The sequence below is a fragment of the Citrobacter freundii complex sp. CFNIH4 genome, from assembly GCF_002934505.1.
Taxonomy (GTDB): domain Bacteria; phylum Pseudomonadota; class Gammaproteobacteria; order Enterobacterales; family Enterobacteriaceae; genus Citrobacter; species Citrobacter freundii.
In genome coordinates, this window is the sequence record NZ_CP026231.1 from 786,421 (window position 1) to 803,880 (window position 17,460).

General features: G+C 52.9%; 18 protein-coding genes. 2 read left to right on the top strand and 16 right to left on the bottom strand.

What is annotated here, in order from left to right; translation table 11 throughout:
- Nucleotides 1-29 precede the first annotated feature (29 nt).
- From rlmH to C2U41_RS03990, 3 genes are all read right to left on the bottom strand, one after another.
- Nucleotides 30-497 carry a 23S rRNA (pseudouridine(1915)-N(3))-methyltransferase RlmH gene (gene rlmH / locus C2U41_RS03980; protein ID WP_003022725.1) on the bottom strand — a complete coding sequence of 156 codons (468 nt, stop codon included), beginning with the start codon at nucleotides 495-497 and terminating at the stop codon, nucleotides 30-32.
- Between the two features lie 3 nt (nucleotides 498-500).
- Nucleotides 501-818 carry a ribosome silencing factor gene (gene rsfS / locus C2U41_RS03985; protein ID WP_003022728.1) on the bottom strand — a complete coding sequence of 106 codons (318 nt, stop codon included), beginning with the start codon at nucleotides 816-818 and terminating at the stop codon, nucleotides 501-503.
- A gap of 254 nt (nucleotides 819-1,072) precedes the next feature.
- Nucleotides 1,073-1,684: an adenosylcobalamin/alpha-ribazole phosphatase gene (locus C2U41_RS03990; RefSeq protein WP_016149777.1), complete on the bottom strand. Its 612-nt coding sequence runs from the start codon at nucleotides 1,682-1,684 to the stop codon at nucleotides 1,073-1,075.
- Nucleotides 1,685-1,780: 96 nt separating this feature from the next.
- On the opposite strand from C2U41_RS03990, the gene cobD reads away from it, so the two are divergent.
- A complete protein-coding gene (gene cobD, locus C2U41_RS03995) occupies nucleotides 1,781-2,875 on the top strand; it encodes a threonine-phosphate decarboxylase CobD (RefSeq protein WP_016149778.1) in 1,095 nt (364 codons plus the stop codon).
- Here cobD and nadD read toward each other — a convergent pair.
- From nadD to leuS, 4 genes are read right to left on the bottom strand one after another with little or no spacing between them, the layout of a single operon-like run.
- Entirely contained in the window at nucleotides 2,850-3,491 is a 642-nt protein-coding gene (gene nadD / locus C2U41_RS04000) for a nicotinate-nucleotide adenylyltransferase (RefSeq protein WP_003022738.1), read from the bottom strand. The genes cobD and nadD overlap by 26 nt on opposite strands.
- A 1-nt stretch (nucleotide 3,492) precedes the next feature.
- Nucleotides 3,493-4,524 (bottom strand): DNA polymerase III subunit delta, encoded by a 1,032-nt coding sequence (gene holA / locus C2U41_RS04005; RefSeq protein WP_003022740.1) that lies wholly within the window; start codon nucleotides 4,522-4,524, stop codon nucleotides 3,493-3,495.
- On the bottom strand, nucleotides 4,524-5,123 hold the full coding sequence (gene lptE, locus C2U41_RS04010; RefSeq protein ID WP_016149780.1) for an LPS assembly lipoprotein LptE: 600 nt from the start codon (nucleotides 5,121-5,123) through the stop codon (nucleotides 4,524-4,526). Before lptE ends, holA begins: the two co-directional genes overlap by 1 nt.
- A 14-nt stretch (nucleotides 5,124-5,137) precedes the next feature.
- Entirely contained in the window at nucleotides 5,138-7,720 is a 2,583-nt protein-coding gene (gene leuS, locus C2U41_RS04015) for a leucine--tRNA ligase (RefSeq protein ID WP_016149781.1), read from the bottom strand.
- Between the two features lie 235 nt (nucleotides 7,721-7,955).
- Between leuS and C2U41_RS04020 the strand changes: the two genes are divergently transcribed.
- Nucleotides 7,956-8,438: a zinc ribbon-containing protein gene (locus C2U41_RS04020; RefSeq protein ID WP_003022748.1), complete on the top strand. Its 483-nt coding sequence runs from the start codon at nucleotides 7,956-7,958 to the stop codon at nucleotides 8,436-8,438.
- Nucleotides 8,439-8,534: 96 nt separating this feature from the next.
- Here C2U41_RS04020 and rihA read toward each other — a convergent pair whose 3' ends face one another.
- From rihA to C2U41_RS04065, 9 genes are all read right to left on the bottom strand, one after another.
- Complete coding sequence (gene rihA / locus C2U41_RS04025; protein WP_016149782.1) at nucleotides 8,535-9,470, bottom strand: pyrimidine-specific ribonucleoside hydrolase RihA; 936 nt, start codon at nucleotides 9,468-9,470, stop codon at nucleotides 8,535-8,537.
- 116 nt (nucleotides 9,471-9,586) lie between these two features.
- On the bottom strand, nucleotides 9,587-10,312 hold the full coding sequence (gltL, locus tag C2U41_RS04030) for a glutamate/aspartate ABC transporter ATP-binding protein GltL (RefSeq protein WP_003022754.1): 726 nt from the start codon (nucleotides 10,310-10,312) through the stop codon (nucleotides 9,587-9,589).
- The gene (gene gltK / locus C2U41_RS04035) at nucleotides 10,312-10,986 is read right to left on the bottom strand and encodes a glutamate/aspartate ABC transporter permease GltK (RefSeq protein ID WP_003022757.1); all 675 of its coding nucleotides are present in this window, start codon (nucleotides 10,984-10,986) and stop codon (nucleotides 10,312-10,314) included. The genes gltL and gltK overlap by 1 nt, the downstream gene beginning before the upstream one ends.
- A complete protein-coding gene (gene gltJ, locus C2U41_RS04040; RefSeq protein WP_003022759.1) occupies nucleotides 10,986-11,726 on the bottom strand; it encodes a glutamate/aspartate ABC transporter permease GltJ in 741 nt (246 codons plus the stop codon). The genes gltK and gltJ overlap by 1 nt, the downstream gene beginning before the upstream one ends.
- A gap of 159 nt (nucleotides 11,727-11,885) precedes the next feature.
- Nucleotides 11,886-12,794: a glutamate/aspartate ABC transporter substrate-binding protein GltI gene (gene gltI, locus C2U41_RS04045; protein WP_003022762.1), complete on the bottom strand. Its 909-nt coding sequence runs from the start codon at nucleotides 12,792-12,794 to the stop codon at nucleotides 11,886-11,888.
- A 409-nt stretch (nucleotides 12,795-13,203) separates the two neighbouring features.
- The gene (lnt, locus tag C2U41_RS04050) at nucleotides 13,204-14,742 is read right to left on the bottom strand and encodes an apolipoprotein N-acyltransferase (RefSeq protein ID WP_048241389.1); all 1,539 of its coding nucleotides are present in this window, start codon (nucleotides 14,740-14,742) and stop codon (nucleotides 13,204-13,206) included.
- 24 nt (nucleotides 14,743-14,766) lie between these two features.
- Entirely contained in the window at nucleotides 14,767-15,645 is an 879-nt protein-coding gene (corC, locus tag C2U41_RS04055; RefSeq protein ID WP_003847383.1) for a CNNM family magnesium/cobalt transport protein CorC, read from the bottom strand.
- A 157-nt stretch (nucleotides 15,646-15,802) separates the two neighbouring features.
- Nucleotides 15,803-16,276 (bottom strand): rRNA maturation RNase YbeY, encoded by a 474-nt coding sequence (gene ybeY / locus C2U41_RS04060; RefSeq protein ID WP_003022773.1) that lies wholly within the window; start codon nucleotides 16,274-16,276, stop codon nucleotides 15,803-15,805.
- Complete coding sequence (locus tag C2U41_RS04065) at nucleotides 16,273-17,319, bottom strand: PhoH family protein (RefSeq protein ID WP_003022776.1); 1,047 nt, start codon at nucleotides 17,317-17,319, stop codon at nucleotides 16,273-16,275. The genes ybeY and C2U41_RS04065 overlap by 4 nt, the downstream gene beginning before the upstream one ends.
- Between the last annotated feature and the right edge of the window lie 141 nt (nucleotides 17,320-17,460).

The window sequence follows — 17,460 nt, forward strand, 5'->3', positions numbered from 1 at the left end:
CGCTGCTTAATCTACTCAAGAATCAATGATCACTCACGGTGATAAGGATGGTTGGTGGTAATGCTCCACGCCCTGTACAGACTCTCCGCAACCAGAACCCTAACAAGAGGGTGAGGAAGGGTTAACGCTGAGAGTGACCAGCTTTGTTCCGCTGCTGCTTTACAGGCAGGAGAAAGACCTTCCGGCCCACCAATCAACAAACTGACGTCACGACCGTCCAGTTTCCAGCGTTCCAGTTCGGTCGCCAGCTGCGGCGTGTCCCAGGGTTTGCCAGGGATATCAAGGGTGACGATGCGGTTTTTGCCTGCGGCAGCCAGCATCTGTTCACCCTCTTTGTCGAGAATGCGTTTAATATCCGCGTTCTTGCCGCGTTTTCCTGCCGGGATTTCGATCAGCTCAAAGGGCATATCTTTCGGAAACCGACGGAGATACTCCGTAAAACCGGTTTGCACCCAGTCAGGCATTTTCGTACCCACAGCGACAAGTTGCAGCTTCACGCATTAACTCCAGAGTTTTTCCAGTTCATACAGGCGACGGCTTTCTTCCTGCATCACGTGGACAATCACATCACCGAGGTCAACGACGATCCAGTCTGCGACGTTCTCGCCTTCTACGCCGAGCGGCAGCAGACCAGCAGTGCGGGACTCCTGAACAACGTGGTCTGCGATAGACATTACATGACGGCTGGACGTGCCAGTACAGATAATCATGCAATCAGTGATGCTGGATTTGCCCTGAACGTCTAAGGCGATGATGTCTTGACCTTTCAGGTCATCAATTTTGTCGATTACAAAATCCTGAAGTGCTTTACCCTGCAAGTGTTCCCCCTGGGTGAAAAGAGTTAAAAACGTCTGTTAGTATACCTGAACCAGAGGCGATATCGGGACAAATGTCTCCGAAAGCGCTTGTGAAGTGCGCTATCATCCCACCCCACGCCGCAGAATGCATCGCCATTTTTGTAAAACAATTTCTGCAAAGCTCTGAAGGGCGGGAAAAGTCAGGTTGCGGAGAATAACAGCCTGTCATGGGGTGTCAATGGGAGAGAAGCCCTTCGGCAGAAAAAACAGTGCTTTCACTCTCCGTCGTGCCATACAGCCCGGCTGTTAAGTACTTTCAGAACCGCAAAATCGTCGCAAAAATCAATCGCGCTCCAGCAACCTTGTTCGACGCGAAAATGCCACATTGCTGCTGCCGGCATGGACAACAAACGGGCGATCAACACGCTCAATACACCCTGATGGCTCACTACCAGCAGGTTTTGGCACATTTTGTAATCATCGAGTTGAGCAATGAAGCGTTCCACGCGCAGGGAAAATGCCTGAAAACCTTCGCCATTAGTGGGCGTCGCGTTCTGCCAGTCGTTACACCACACGGCGTAGTTTTCGGCGTCTTCGCGCGCCAGATCGCGATGGTGGCGCATTTCCCAGTCGCCAAAAAACATCTCATTGAGCTCAGGCATGTTACGCACAGGAATCTCGCGATCGCCTAAGATCAACTGCGTTGTATGGCGGGCGCGCTCCAGCTCGCTGCACAGAACGTTGTCGACAGGCACATCGCGTAACAGCGTACTCAGCGTTTGCGCCTGAGCTATTCCCCGTTCTGTTAGTGGTGTGGGAGCGTGGCCGCTATATAAACCCGCGACGTTGGCTTCAGTTTCGCCATGACGTACCAACCAGAGTCTCATTTTTTCCTCTTGGGGTTATTCGCACAAAACATGATGTTTGCCCTGATTGCGCAGAGATTTTTCACTAAAATACCTTTTTTTACGTGGAGCGGCACGATGTCTTTATTGAAGAGCGCGCATGGTGGTAATACCCGAGAAGCCGCCGAACTGTTGGGCGTCTCGCCTGAGCAATTGCTGGATTTTAGCGCAAATATTAATCCGCTGGGTATGCCAGCAGGTTTAAAACGCGCAATTATCGACAATATGGACTGCGCGGAGCGTTACCCGGATGTCGATTACGCGCAACTGCATGCAGCGCTGGCGGAGCATCATCAGATTCCGGCCTCGTGGATCCTGGCCGGAAACGGTGAGACCGAGTCTATTTTTACCCTGGTAGATGGCCTGAAGCCACGTCACGCGATGATCGTGACGCCTGGGTTTGCTGAATATCGTCGGGCGCTGCAATGGGGAGACTGTACGATCCATGAGTTTGCGCTGCGCGAAGACGATGGCTGGCAGCTTACCGATGCGATCCTCGATGCGTTAACCTCAGAGCTGGACTGCCTGTTTCTCTGCACGCCCAACAACCCCACCGGGTTACTACCGGATAACCGCCTGCTACGTGAGATTGCCTTACGTTGTGAGCGGCTTGGGATCAATCTGATCCTTGATGAAGCGTTTATCGATTTTATTGCCGGGGAGCCGGGGTTTATTCCGCTACTTCGGGATAACCCGCATATTTGGGTGCTGCGCTCGCTCACCAAGTTCTATGCGATACCGGGGCTGCGTCTGGGGTATCTGGTCAACAGTAACGAGCAGGCCGTTGTACAAATGCGCAGCCGACAAATGCCGTGGTCAATTAATGCGTTTGCTGCTCTGGCCGGCGAGATTATTTTACGCGACAGCGCTTATCAGCAGGCGACGTGGAAATGGCTGGAACAAGAGGGAGCGCGGTTTGAGCAGCTGCTACAAAACCTGCCCGGCCTGACGGTGTATCCCGGCCAGGCAAATTATCGTTTATTACGCTGCGATCGCGCGGATATTGATTTGCAACGGATGTTGCTGGAACAGCATGTCTTGATTCGCAGTTGTGCCAATTACCCTGGGTTGGACGCGCGTTATTACCGAGTTGCTGTTCGCAGTCAGGAAGAAAATGACCGCCTGCTGGCGGCATTAAACAACACGCTTAGCGGTACAACCCCTGCTGATTAATATAGTCAAGCACTGCGCCTGGCATCAGGTCGTCGCACGGCTCGCCTTTTTCCAGTCGCTCGCGAATGAGCGTGGCGGAGATGTTGAACCACGGCGTTTCGGCCAGGTAGATTTTCCCGCAAGGCAGGTTGTGCAGGTCATCCGGCGAATGAGTCAGGTGATCTTCCAGCCATTGCTGGTGCTTTTCCTGCGTCATTTCGAGAGGATAACCTGGACGTCGGCATACGATGAGATGGGTATTATCCAGAATCGTGTGGTAGTCGTGCCAGGAAGGGAAGGTCAGCAGCGAATCCTGACCAATGATAAACGCTAACGGCACATTCGGGCCTTGTTCCTCGCGCCACTCTTTTAGCGTTTGCGCGGTGTAGGAGGCCGTGTCGCGTTTCAGTTCGCGTTCATCCAAGGAAAACAGCGGTTTATCAGCAATGGCCAGTTCAACCATGCGCTTACGTTGCTCACCGGACGCTTCAGGCTGCGCACGATGCGGCGGCACGTTATTGGGCATGATGATGACCCGGGAAAGACCAATCAGATTCGCCAGAATTTCAACCGGTTTAAGATGACCATAATGCACCGGATCAAAGGTGCCGCCGAACAGAGCCTGCAATGATTTCATATCAACCATCAATAAAAACATCGGCCAGTGATTTATGGCAGAGCAAAAGGGACAGTCCCTCAAGTTCCGCCCACACTGACTGACCATAGTCTTGTTTAAGCGTAATTTCCGTACGCGTTAACAGCGTTACCGCCTGACGCAGCTGTGCCGGGTTCAGCCGGTTTAGCGCATCACCCATCATGCCTCGGCGATTTTGCCACACCCGGTGTTTATCAAACAACGTGCGCAAGGGGGTATTCGCCGACTGCCGTTTTAGGTTGACCAGCAACAGCAATTCACGCTGTATCGTACGCAGCAAAATAACCGGCTCACTGCCTTCCAGACGTAGCTGTTGCAGAATGTGCAGCGCGCGTTTGCTTTTGCCCATCAGCAGCGCATCCACCCAGTGGAACGGGGTAAAGTGCGCCGCATCGTTAACGGCTTTTTCTACGCGAGGCAGCGTTAGTTTGCCATCAGGCCAAAGCAATGCTAACCGTTCCAGCGCTTGCGCCAGTGCTAACAGGTTACCTTCATAGCAATAGCACAACAGCTGATTGGCTGCGTCATCCAGTTGCAGGTTATTGAGTTTAGCCCTCGCGGCGACCCAACGTGGGAGCTGTGCTTGCTCCGGCGTCTGGCAGCTGACCTGCACCGCATTATTGGCAAGTCCGGTATACCATGCGGCGTTTTCCTGCGCTTTAGTCAGCTTGTTACCACGAACAATCAGCAGCAGGTCGTTATGTAGCAGTGTGACGAGTGAAGCGAGCTGTTCGTTAATGGCGGCATTGGGGCCATTTTCAGGCAGTTGCAGGAGCAGGGTTTGACGGTTGGCAAACAGGCTCATCGCCTGGCAGAGTGAAAAAATCTCTCCCCAGTCGGTGCTGTTGTCCAGAGTGAAGGCGTGGTGTTCTTCGAACCCTTGTGTGGCAGCAGCCTGACGGATGGCATCCTGGCTTTCCTGCAATAAGAGGGGATCGTTACCTAAGAGCAAATACGCCGCGCGCAGCCCTTCATTGAGCTGTGCGCGGAGTTGTTCAGGGTACAACTTGAGCATCAGTTACCCAGCGTGGTGGAGACACGCGCCGGAGATGACGCAGGCTCTGCGGCTTTTGTCGCAGCTGGCTTAGCATCATCATCAGCATTGGATGACAGAGTATCAGCCAGATGTATGCTTGGCAGCTTACGAATTAACTGTTCAGCCGCTTTGTCATACATCTCTTTTACGATCATCTCCTGCTCGTTATCCTTCGCCAGTGCAGCCTGTGGGTTGTCAAAGAACGAACGATAAACTTTTGCGCTGATAGGGTAAATATCATGTCCTGGAATCAGCACGGTAGCGCTTACGGACATCACCATCTGGTATTCAGCCGTTTGACCGTTCTGGAATACCGACGCCGTATCCTGCGAAATGCTGACCGCGCCAAGACGTAAAGACGTCACATCTTTACGCATTGTACCGTCTTCAAGCAGCGTCACACCGTTCAGACGCAGCTGGTTACGGACCGCACGGCTTAACGGGCCGTTCGGATCGCCAGAGTTCAGGATCATGGTTTTCATTGAGGGTGGAACCTGCGTAGTACTACGCAGATGCCAGCCACACCCGGCGGTGACAAGCACCGCCAGAGATAACAACAATGTTGTCAGAAGTCGCACGCTTCCTCCCGCGCTTAGCCAACGACCAGATTGAGGAGTTTACCCGGTACATAAATCACTTTACGTACGGTAACGCCATCAAGATATTTTGCCACCAGATGCTCCTGGCCAGCACGTTCACGAACCTGTTCTTCTGTCGCATTTACCGGAACGGTAATTTTGCCACGGACTTTACCGTTCACCTGAACAACAACCAACGTCGAGTCTTCAACCATTGCGGCTTCGTCAGCTACCGGCCACGGCGCATTGTCGATATCGCCTTCGCCTTTCAGCGCCTGCCACATCGTGAAGCAAACGTGTGGGGTGAACGGGTTGAGCATGCGTACAACGGCCAGCAGCGCTTCCTGCATCAGGGCGCGGTCCTGCTCGTCTTCCTGCGGTGCTTTCGCCAGCTTGTTCATCAGCTCCATAATCGCCGCAATTGCGGTGTTAAAGGTCTGACGACGACCAATATCATCGGTCACTTTAGCAATGGTTTTATGCACGTCGCGACGCAACGCTTTTTGGTCTTCGCTCAACACATCAACGTTCAGTTCAGCTACATCACCTTTGGAGGTATGTTCGTAAACCAGCTTCCAGACACGTTTCAGGAAGCGGTTCGCCCCTTCAACGCCGGATTCTTGCCATTCCAGCGTCATATCAGCCGGAGAAGCGAACATCATGAACAGACGTACGGTGTCGGCGCCGTAACGTTCAACCATAACCTGCGGGTCGATACCGTTATTTTTCGACTTGGACATTTTGCTCATGCCGGTATACACCAGTTCATGGCCTTCTGCGTCCTGAGCTTTGACGATACGACCTTTCTCGTCGCGCTCAACGATGGCATCAACCGGAGAAACCCAGTTACGCTCACCGTTTGCACCAACGTAATAGAACGCATCGGCCAGCACCATACCCTGGCACAGCAGCTGTTTAGCCGGTTCGTCAGAGTTGACCATACCCGCATCGCGCATCAGCTTGTGGAAGAAGCGGAAGTAGAGCAGGTGCATGATGGCGTGTTCAATACCACCAATGTAGATATCAACCGGAAGCCAGTAGTTTGCAGCTTCTGGATCCAGCATCCCTTCGTTGTACTGCGGGCAGGTGTAGCGCGCGTAGTACCAGGAGGATTCCATAAAAGTATCGAAAGTGTCGGTTTCGCGCAGTGCAGGCATGCCGTTAACGGTGGTTTTTGCCCACTCCGGATCGGCTTTGATTGGGCTGGTAATACCATCCATAACCACGTCTTCCGGCAGAATAACCGGCAACTGGTCTTCTGGCGTCGGCAGTACGGTACCGTCTTCCAATGTCACCATCGGAATCGGCGCGCCCCAGTAACGCTGACGGGAAACACCCCAGTCACGCAGACGGTAGTTCACTTTACGCTCACCCACGCCAAGAGACACCAGCTTGTCAGCAATGGCATTGAAGGCTGCTTCGAAGTCGAGGCCGTCAAACTCACCGGAGTTAAACAGCACCCCTTTTTCGGTCAAAGCTTGTTCGGACAGATCCGGCTCTGCGCCTTCAGCGGTCAGAATTACTGGCTTGATGGTCAGGCCATATTTAGTCGCAAACTCGTAATCGCGCTGATCGTGGCCCGGAACGGCCATGACTGCGCCCGTACCGTATTCCATCAGGACGAAGTTTGCTGCCCAAACCGGGATCTCTTCGCCAGTCAGCGGGTGAACGGCTTTAAAGCCCGTGTCGACGCCTTTCTTCTCCATGGTTGCCATTTCGGCTTCAGCAACCTTGGTGTTGCGGCATTCGTCAATGAAGGCGGCTAGTTCCGGGTTATTTGCAGCGGCTTTCTGCGCCAGCGGGTGACCTGCGGCAACGGCCAGATAGGTCGCACCCATAAAGGTGTCCGGACGGGTTGTGTAAACGGTCAGCGTGTTGTCGTAATCGTTCACATCGAAGGTGATTTCTACGCCTTCAGAACGGCCAATCCAGTTGCGCTGCATCGTTTTCACGGTGTCAGGCCAGTGATCCAGGTTATCCAGGTCACGCAGCAGTTCGTCAGCGTAAGCGGTAATTTTGATGAACCACTGCGGGATCTCTTTACGCTCGACTTTGGTATCACAACGCCAGCAGCATCCGTCGATAACCTGTTCGTTCGCCAGTACGGTCTGGTCATTCGGGCACCAGTTGACCGCAGACGTTTTCTTGTACACCAGGCCTTTTTTGTACAGTTCGGTGAAGAATTTCTGTTCCCAACGGTAATATTCCGGGGTGCAGGTCGCCAGCTCACGGCTCCAGTCGTAACCGAAACCCAGCATTTTGAGCTGGTTTTTCATGTATGCGATGTTGTCGTACGTCCACGGTGCCGGCGCGGTGTTGTTTTTAACCGCAGCACCTTCTGCTGGCAGACCGAACGCATCCCAGCCAATTGGCTGCAGTACGTTTTTGCCCAGCATGCGCTGGTAGCGGGCGATCACGTCACCGATGGTGTAGTTACGTACGTGGCCCATGTGTAGTCGACCAGAAGGATAGGGAAGCATAGACAGGCAGTAATACTTCTCTTTGCTCTCGTCTTCGGTAACTTCAAATGTGCGCTTCTCATCCCAGTGAAGCTGTACTTTGGATTCTATCTCTTCCGGGCGGTATTGCTCTTGCATGGCAGCCAGTGGTCCTGTTTTCAATACAGCTACAAACGTAGCTCTAGATGTGGTGTTTCAGATCCGCATAGCATAGCCCAAACGCCCGCGCCAAAACAGCCTTTCGCGCATTCAGCGTTGAATTCCCGCAAGGATAATTCTTGCACGAATTTACACACTCTGTGGACAGTCTTGCAAAGCGTAGTGTAAATAACGTCTATTATTATAGACAGTTAACGACCCAGGAGGCGAAGCGATGAACAAGGTTGCTCAATATTACCGTGAACTGGTAGCTTCACTGAGCGAACGTCTGCGTAATGGCGAACGCGATATCGATGCGTTGGTGGAGCAGGCGCGTCAACGAGTTATGCAGACCGGGGAGTTAACGCGAACCGAGGTGGAAGAGCTCACTCGGGCCGTCAGACGTGACCTGGAAGAGTTTGCTCTGAGCTATGAAGAAAGTCTCGATGAGGAGACAGACAGCGTCTTTATGCGGGTTATCAAGGAGAGTATCTGGCAGGAACTGGCCGATATTACCGATAAAACGCAGCTCGAATGGCGCGAAGTGTTCCAGGACCTCAGTCATCACGGTGTTTATCACAGCGGCGAGGTGGTCGGATTAGGTAATCTGGTCTGCGAGAAGTGCCACTTCCATTTAGCGGTTTACACCCCGGATGTGCTGCCGCTGTGTCCGAAATGCGGACACGATCAGTTTCAGCGCCGACCGTTTGAACCGTAATTGCTTATTGCCGGATGGCGACGCAAAGCGTCTTCTCCGGCCTACAAATTGCACGATTTTGTAGGCCGGATAAGCGTTAGCGCCATCCGGCGTGTATTATGCGTAAAACTTCAGCCGTTCTGCCAGCAAATCGACAAACCCCTGGCGATCAACATCTACCATCACGGTGGCGTTTGGCTTATTGCCGCTCAGGAAGTAGTAGTCCACCACGGTCATTCCCTGGGTATATTTCCCCTGAGTTTCCACGCCAACCCAGCGTTCAACGGTGGTAAACAGTTCAGGTTTCAGCAGCCAGGCAATGGTACATGGGTCATGCAGCGGTGCGCCGATGAATCCCCATTTTTCGTCTTTGTGATATTCAAAGAAGAAATCGAGTAGTTCAGCAACGATCGTTGAAACAGGATTGCCAATAGCGCGGAACCGTTCGGTATCTTCACGATGTATTTGCGCTTTATGCGTCACGTCCAGACCAGCCATCACCACCCGAATACCCGACTGGAATACGATCTCCGCGGCTTCGGGATCCACAAAGATGTTGAACTCGGCGGCGGGTGTCCAGTTTCCGAGGCCCATTGCACCACCCATAATCACGATACGGTCGATTTTGGCGTGCAGCTCAGGATGGCTATTCAGTAGCAATGCCACGTTAGTTTGCGGGCCGGTGGAGACAATCGTCATCGGTTCCGGGCTTTCACGCAGGGTTTTCGCCATCAGTTCCACAGCGGTACAGTCTTGTGGAGCAAAAGTGGGTTCCGGCAGCGCCGGACCATCCAGCCCACTCTCGCCATGGACGTTATCGGCGATAATCAGATCGCGCATCAGTGGTTTCACAGCGCCACCGGCGACGGGAATATCCGTACGCTTGAGCAACGTCAGCATGCGCAATACGTTACGCAGCGTTTTGTCGGGAGTCTGATTCCCGGCTGACGAGGTTATCGCTTTCACATCCAGTTCAGGTGAGGCGAGGGCGAGTACAATTGCGATAGCGTCGTCATGACCTGGATCGCAATCAAACAGGATCGGAAGTGCCATTGTTGCTCCTTGTAAGTGGGACTTTGTGACAAGGTTAACGCTGGGCTGTATGTGTTTCGAGAGGCGAAGGGATAAAGCGTGAGGTGGCGCGCACATGGAGATGCGCGCCAGCAAGATTAGTGCAGGATTTTCGCGAGGAAGTCTTTGGCGCGGTCCGATTTCGGATTAGCGAAGAACTCTTCTTTCGGTGAGTCTTCAACAATTTTCCCTTCATCCATGAAGATCACCCGGTTCGCTACTTTACGCGCAAAGCCCATTTCATGGGTCACCACCATCATGGTCATCCCTTCATTGGCCAGTTCAACCATAACGTCCAGTACTTCGTTGATCATTTCAGGATCAAGCGCCGATGTCGGTTCGTCAAACAGCATGGCAATAGGATCCATACATAGTGCCCGGGCGATAGCGACACGCTGTTGCTGGCCCCCGGAGAGTTGGGCCGGGAACTTCTCGGCATGTGCCGACAGGCCAACGCGTTCCAGTAACTTTTGCGCTTTGTCGCGGGCCGGCTTTTTATCGCGCTTAAGCACTTTTACCTGCGCCAAAGTAAGGTTCTCAATGATCGACAGATGCGGGAACAGTTCAAAGTGCTGGAACACCATACCAACACGAGAGCGCAGTTTGGCCAGATCGGTTTTTTTATCATTCACCACGGTACCATCAACGGTGATGACGCCCTGTTGCACCGGCTCTAGCCCGTTTACCGTTTTGATAAGCGTTGATTTACCTGAACCTGACGGGCCGCAGACCACCACCACTTCACCTTTTTTCACTTCCGTGGAGCAGTCGGTCAGCACCTGAAAGTGACCATACCATTTAGAAACATTTTTCAGGGTAATCATTAAACTGTCCTTTTCTTCAAATAGCTGACCAACAACGATGCGCTCAGACTGAATACAAAATAAACGGCGCCAGCAAACAGGATCATTTCAACCTGTGTGCCGTCACGCTCGCCAATGGTGGAGGCGGTACGGAAGAAGTCTGCCAGACTCAATACATAGACCAGCGAGGTATCCTGGAACAGTACGATGCCCTGGGTCAGCAGCAGTGGTACCATCGCGCGGAAGGCCTGTGGCAGAATGATCAGCTTCATCGACTGCCAGTGTGTCATCCCCAGCGCCAGCGCGGCGCTGGATTGCCCACGAGAAATACTCTGGATACCGGCACGGATAATCTCGGAATAGTACGCAGCTTCAAACATCGAAAACGCGACCATCGCTGAGATCAGGCGAATATCGGTTTTAGGCGACAGACCCAGTACGTTTTGCAAAAAGCCGGGCACAATCAGGTAGAACCACAGCAGCACCATGACCAGCGGAATAGAACGAAATACGTTGACGTAGCCTTTCGCAAACCAGGCAATCGGCGCGAAGCTGGACAGACGCATTACTGCAAGGATGGTTCCCCAGACAATACCAATGACGACCGCCGTAACGGTGATTTTCAGGGTGATGATCAGCCCGTCCAGCAGATACGGCAGGGAAGGGACGATAGAACTCCAGTCAAATTCGTACATTATTTGCCTCCCAAATTGCCAGGCAGGCGGATTTTGCGTTCGACGAGATTCATCACCAGCATGATGACGGCGTTAATCAGGACGTAGGCCAGCGTGATGGCGGTAAACGACTCCCATGCGTGGGCGGAGTAATCCAATAGTTTTCCCGCCTGCGCCGCCATATCGACCAGGCCGATGGTAGAGGCGATCGCGGAGTTCTTCACCAGGTTCATCATCTCTGAGGTCATTGGCGGAACAATCACGCGGTATGCGTTTGGCAGCAGCACATAGCGGTAGGCCTGCGGCAAAGTCAGCCCCATCGCCAGCGCGGCGTTTTTCTGCCCGCGAGGCAGGGACTGAATCGCTGCGCGAACCTGCTCACAGACGCGCGCGGCGGTAAACAGCCCCAGACAAAGCATGGATGAGAGGAAGAACTGAATGTTGGGATCCAGTTCCGACTTGAACCACATGCCAATGTTTTCCGGCAGCAGTTCAGGAATGACCAGATACCAGGTAAAGAACTGAACGATGAGCGGAACGTTACGAAACAGCTCAACGTATAGCGTGCCGATCCCGGAAAGGAAACGATTTGGGACGGTACGTAAGATGCCGAATAAAGAGCCTATGAGGAAAGCGATAATCCAGGCGGTGATAGATAACGCGACCGTGACCTGGAAACCACTCCAGAGCCAGCCGAGATAGGTGGTGTTGCCGAACGGGGCCTGTTGTAAAAAAATACCCCAGTTCCAGTCTATAGACATAAATCTACTCCAGAAAAAAAAGGGTAGCAGCGCTACCCTCGAAGATTGTTATTCGGCGTTTTGCGGTTTTCAGGCCTGATGGGGAACGACCATCAGGCTTATAGTCTGTCCGTGCCGAGTAGCAATCGAGAGGGAGGGGAAGCCTCCCATTTATTTTAGTTAGTTAAGCGCTTTATCATTCGGTTCTTTGAACAGGGCTTTCATCTCATCTGACAGTTCGAAATTCATGTTCAGGTTCTTCGGTGGAATTGGATTTTTAAACCACTTATCAAACCATTTCTCAGCTTCGCCTGAGGTCTGCGCCTTGGCGATAGTGTCATCCATCAGCTTTTTGAACTCAGGGTCATCTTTGCGCAGCATGCAGCCGTAAGCTTCCTGAGACTGTGGCTTGCCAACGATCTCCCAGTTGTCTGGTTTCTTCGCTTTCGCGCGTTCGCCAGCCAGCAGGGCGTCATCCATCATAAAGGCAACGGCGCGACCGCTTTCCAGAGTACGGAAAGAGTCACCGTGGTCTTTCGCGCTGATAATGCGCATGTCCATTTTTTGTTCTTCGTTCAGCTTGTGCAGCAGCACTTCTGAGGTGGTACCTGAAGTCACGACCACGGCTTTGCCTTTCAGGTCAGCGAAATCTTTGACGTCGCCGCCTTTTTTCGCCAGCAGACGGGTACCGACAACGAAAATGGTGTCAGAGAAGGCTGCTTGTTTCTGACGCTCGACGTTGTTGGTGGTGGATCCACATTCAAAGTCGAAGGTGCCGTTTTGCAGCAGCGGGATACGGTTTTGTGAAGTAATCGGGATCAGTTTTACCTGCAGATCGGGCTTGTTCAGCTTTTTCTTCACCGCTTCAACGATCGCGTTGGAGTAATCCTGTGAATAACCGACCACTTTTTGCTGATTATCGTAGTAAGAAAACGGTACCGATGATTCACGGTGACCGACAACGATCACGCCATTTTTGGCGATCTTATCCAGCGTGCTGCCTGCCGCGGGTGCTGCGTCTTCTGCGTGCGCCAGACCGGCGGACATTCCCATGACCAGCATGGCAGTGGCGAGCTTACGTAATTGCATATCCAACTCCTTTATCGTCTGCGCCAGGGACGCATTGATACCCATTGTGATGTTGTTATTGTTTGCTACTAAAACGTGCAGTCTTGTATGTGTTTGTTAACATTTAGTTTGGATGAATGTAAAGAATTTGCTGTGTTATTGTTTATTTTTGCGAAGTGCGCCGCACCATTTGGGGGCAAAAATATCTTGTTGCACTTTTCAGGTGCTACCGGCGCTCAACTTTGGTGCGACCAGGTTGCACATTCAGCCAAAACAGCGTTTGCCTTGTAGAACAAAGCAATAGACGTGCCAGAATGGTCTTTTGGAGGGGAGTTGGCCTGATAAGCGTAGCGCCATCAGGCAAGATGCTGCACAACTGCCGGATGGCGGCGTACCGCCTTATCCGGCATGAAGTTGATGGGGCACTGTTTTATTTGCGACGTTGGCGCAGGCTCATTACCACCGCACCAAAGCCAAACAGTGCGGTCAGCAGCCAGAGCGGCCAGTTACCGGTACGGGCATAAGGGGTCAGGCCAGTGGTTGGCGTCACGCTGGTGGTCAGAACCTGACGGGTAAACTGCGGGATCATCGCCTGAATCTCACCCTGGGGACCAATCACCGCCGTAATACCATTGTTGGTGCTACGCAACAGGGGGCGCGCCAGCTCAAGGGAACGCATCCGCGCCATCTGGAAGTGCTGCCACGGTCCAATGGACTTACCAAACCAGGCATCGTTGGAGATAGTCAGCAGGTAGTCCGTATCCGGACGGAAGTTATCCCGAACCTGTTCGCCAAGAATGATTTCGTAGCAAATGGCAGCCGTCAGCTTAAAGCCGTGCGCATGCAGCTGCGGCTGCACATAAGGCCCACGGCTGAACGATGACATTGGCAGGTCAAAGAACGGCGCCAGCGGGCGCAGGATTGATTCCAGCGGGACAAACTCGCCAAACGGTACCAGATGGTTTTTGTTGTAGCGGTTGCTGGAGTCGTAGCTGTATGGACTATCTTTACCCAGTGTGATGATGGTGTTGTAGGTGTCGTAACGATTCTGCTTGTTCAGACGCGCGTCCACGATACCGGTAATCAGTGTGCTGTTTTTCGATTTCAGCAGGTCATCCATCATGCTCAGAAAACGCTGCTGGTTAATTTCCAGATCCGGAATAGCGGATTCTGGCCAGATGATTAGCTGTGATTTGCCCATCTCGGGTTGGGTGGCGTCGAGATAAATCTTCAGGGTGTTGAGTAACTGACCTTCATCCCATTTAAGCGACTGCGGAATGTCGCCCTGCACCATCGAGACCTGGGTGGTTTTTTCCGGCTCAAGCGTGTACCACTGGATATAGCGCAGTGGAAAAGGCAGAGCAAAGAGCACGAATGCGAAAACCAGCGGCTTCCAGTTACGTGTCACCAGCGCCAGCGCCAACAGGCCGCTAACCATCATCAGCAGGAAGTTAATCGCCTCAACGCCCATTACCGGCGCCAGCCCCTTTAACGGACCGTCGATCTGGCTATAACCGAACTGCAGCCACGGGAAGCCGGTCAGTACCCAACCGCGCAGGAATTCCGTGATTTGCCAGACTACCGGCGCGGCAATTGCCACCCGCAGCCAGGTGGTTTTCGGCCACAAGCGCGCCAACACGCCGGCAAACAGACCGGTGTAGAGGGAAAGGTATGCGGCAAGCAGAACCACGAGGAAAATGTTAACCGGGCCGGGCATACCGCCAAACTGCGCGATACTGACGTAAACCCAGTTGATGCCTGAGCCAAACAGTCCCAGTCCCCAGAAGTAGCCGATAGCGGCAGACTGGAGCGGACGGCGGTTGAAGGTGAGAGCCTGCAGGCCCATCAGCGAAACAATCGCAGCGGGCCAGATGTCATACGGTGAGAAAGCCAGTGTCCCGCAGGCACCGAATAATAACGCCAGCAGCAGGCGAATGCGCTGGCGTTCAATTAATGGGGCAAATGCCATGTAGTCTTAGATCCAGTTTCGGGTTTATTCGTCCAGTTTTGGCTGGGGTGAGTCGTCCGGAATTCTGACATGAACCTGAATAATACGGCGGCTGTCGGCCATTGCCACTTTAAACTGGTAACCATCAATGTCGATAGTTTCCCCACGCGCGGGCAGATGACCAAAGGCCTGCATGACCAGCCCGCCAATGGTATCGACTTCTTCGTCGCTAAAGTGGGTCCCGAAAGCTTCGTTGAAGTCTTCAATCGATGCCAGCGCGCGAATAGTCCAGGTGTGGCGACTGAGCTGACGGAAATCAATATCGTCTTCTTCGTCGTACTCATCTTCAATTTCACCGACAATCAGTTCAAGGATGTCCTCAATGGTCACCAGACCTGAGACACCGCCAAACTCGTCGATGACGATAGCCATATGATAACGCTGGGAGCGGAACTCTTTCAGCATGCGGTCAACCCGCTTGCTTTCAGGTACGACAACCGCCTGGCGTAACACTTTCTCCATGCTGAAGGCTTCGGCATCGCTGCGCATAAACGGCAGCAAATCTTTGGCCATCAGAATCCCTTCAATGTGATCCTTGTCTTCGCTAATCACCGGGAAACGCGAGTGAGCAGACTCGATAATGACATCGAGACATTCATCCAGGGTCTGGTTGCGTTTCAGGGTAATCATCTGAGAGCGAGGGATCATGATGTCGCGCACGCGTTGGTCCGCAATATCCATTACCCCTTCGAGCATATCGCGCGTATCTTCATCGATAAGGTCGTTTTGCCCGGAATCACGGATCAGCTCCAACAGTTCGTCGCGGTTTTTCGGTTCACCGTGGAAAAGTTGGCTCAGTAACAGGGAAAAAAATCCCTTTTTGCTGTTTAAGGTGTCACTACTGTGTGAATTGTCGTCGCTCATGGCGTCGTATGGGTTCTCATGTTAGTTAATACAAAGCGCGTCATGCGTATACTCAGCTGTTGACGGCATGTTTTGCCTGATGCGCAACGCTTATCAGGTCTACGAAAGGCATGAATGTAGGCCGGATAAGGCGCAAGCGGCGCCATCCGGCAAGCTACTATTCTGCAATCTTCTCGGCAATGTACGGATCCTCATAGCCCAGAGCAAGCATAATCTCTGTTTCGAGGGATTCCATTTCTTCCGCTTCATCGTCTTCGATATGGTCGTAGCCGAGTAAATGCAAGCTTCCGTGCACCACCATGTGCGCCCAGTGGGCCTCAAGCGGCTTACCTTGTTCCTGCGCTTCTTTCTCGACGACCTGACGGCAGATGATCAAATCACCCAGCAGCGGCATCTCAATGCCCGGCGGGGCTTCAAACGGGAAAGAGAGCACGTTGGTGGATTTATCTTTCCCGCGATAGGTCAGGTTGAGCTCATGGCTTTCCGCGTCATCGACCAGACGAATGGTTACTTCAGACTCTTCCTGAAACTGCGGGATCACCGCATCCAGCCACCCCTGAAACTGGCTTTCTGTGGGTAATCCGGATTCGTCTTCACATGCCAGCTGTAAATCGAGAATAACCTGACTCATTTTTGTTCCTGCTCCTGAGCTTCGCGCTTGCGTTCTGCAGCCTGCTCGGCTTTACGTTTCTGTTCTGCTTCTTCCCAGGCTTCATACGCCGTGACGATACGAGCCACCACCGGATGGCGAACCACGTCTTCGCTATGGAAGAAATTAAAACTAATCTCGTCGACCTCAGCCAGCACTTCAATGGCATGACGCAGACCGGACTTGGTGCTACGTGGCAGGTCAATCTGGGTGATATCGCCGGTGATAACCGCTTTGGAGTTAAAGCCGATACGGGTCAGAAACATTTTCATCTGTTCGATGGTGGTGTTCTGGCTCTCATCAAGAATGATGAACGCATCGTTTAACGTACGGCCACGCATATAGGCCAGCGGCGCAACTTCAATGACGTTACGTTCAATCAGCTTTTCAACCTTCTCAAAACCGAGCATTTCGAACAGCGCGTCATACAGCGGTCGTAAATAGGGATCGACTTTCTGGCTGAGATCCCCCGGCAGGAATCCCAGTTTTTCGCCCGCTTCCACTGCCGGACGGGTCAGCAGAATACGACGGATCTCCTGACGCTCAAGCGCATCAACCGCAGCGGCAACAGCGAGATACGTTTTACCCGTACCCGCAGGGCCAACGCCGAAGGTGATGTCGTGATCGAGGATATTCGCAATGTACTGTGCCTGGTTCGGCGTACGCGGCTTAATTACCCCGCGCTTGGTTTTGATGTTCACCGCTTTGCCAAATTCAGGCACGCTGTCTGCGCTTTGCTCAAGCACACGCGCTTCTTTGATCGCCAGATGAATTTGTTCAGGCTCGATGTCCTGCGTCTGACCGCGCATTGGGGCGGTATCGACGTACAGACTACGTAAAATATCTGCCGCAGCGGTGACGCAAATTGGGCGGCCGGTCAGTTTAAAGTGGTTATCACGGCGGTTAATTTCGATGCCGAGGCGACGTTCCAGCTGTTTGATATTGTCATCAAATGGGCCGCAAAGGCTCAACAGGCGGGCGTTGTCTGCGGGTTCAAGGGTGATTTCGCGAGTGTCTATGTTCAAACTGTTCCTCTTATGCATGTCTCGCCGGACGCTGAACATTTACCGGCATCTAAGGAAATTATTCACGCCATGGGGGAAAGGCGCAAGCATTGCAATAAATATGGGGATGCCAGGGCTGATTACAAGGCCCGTCGGGACAGC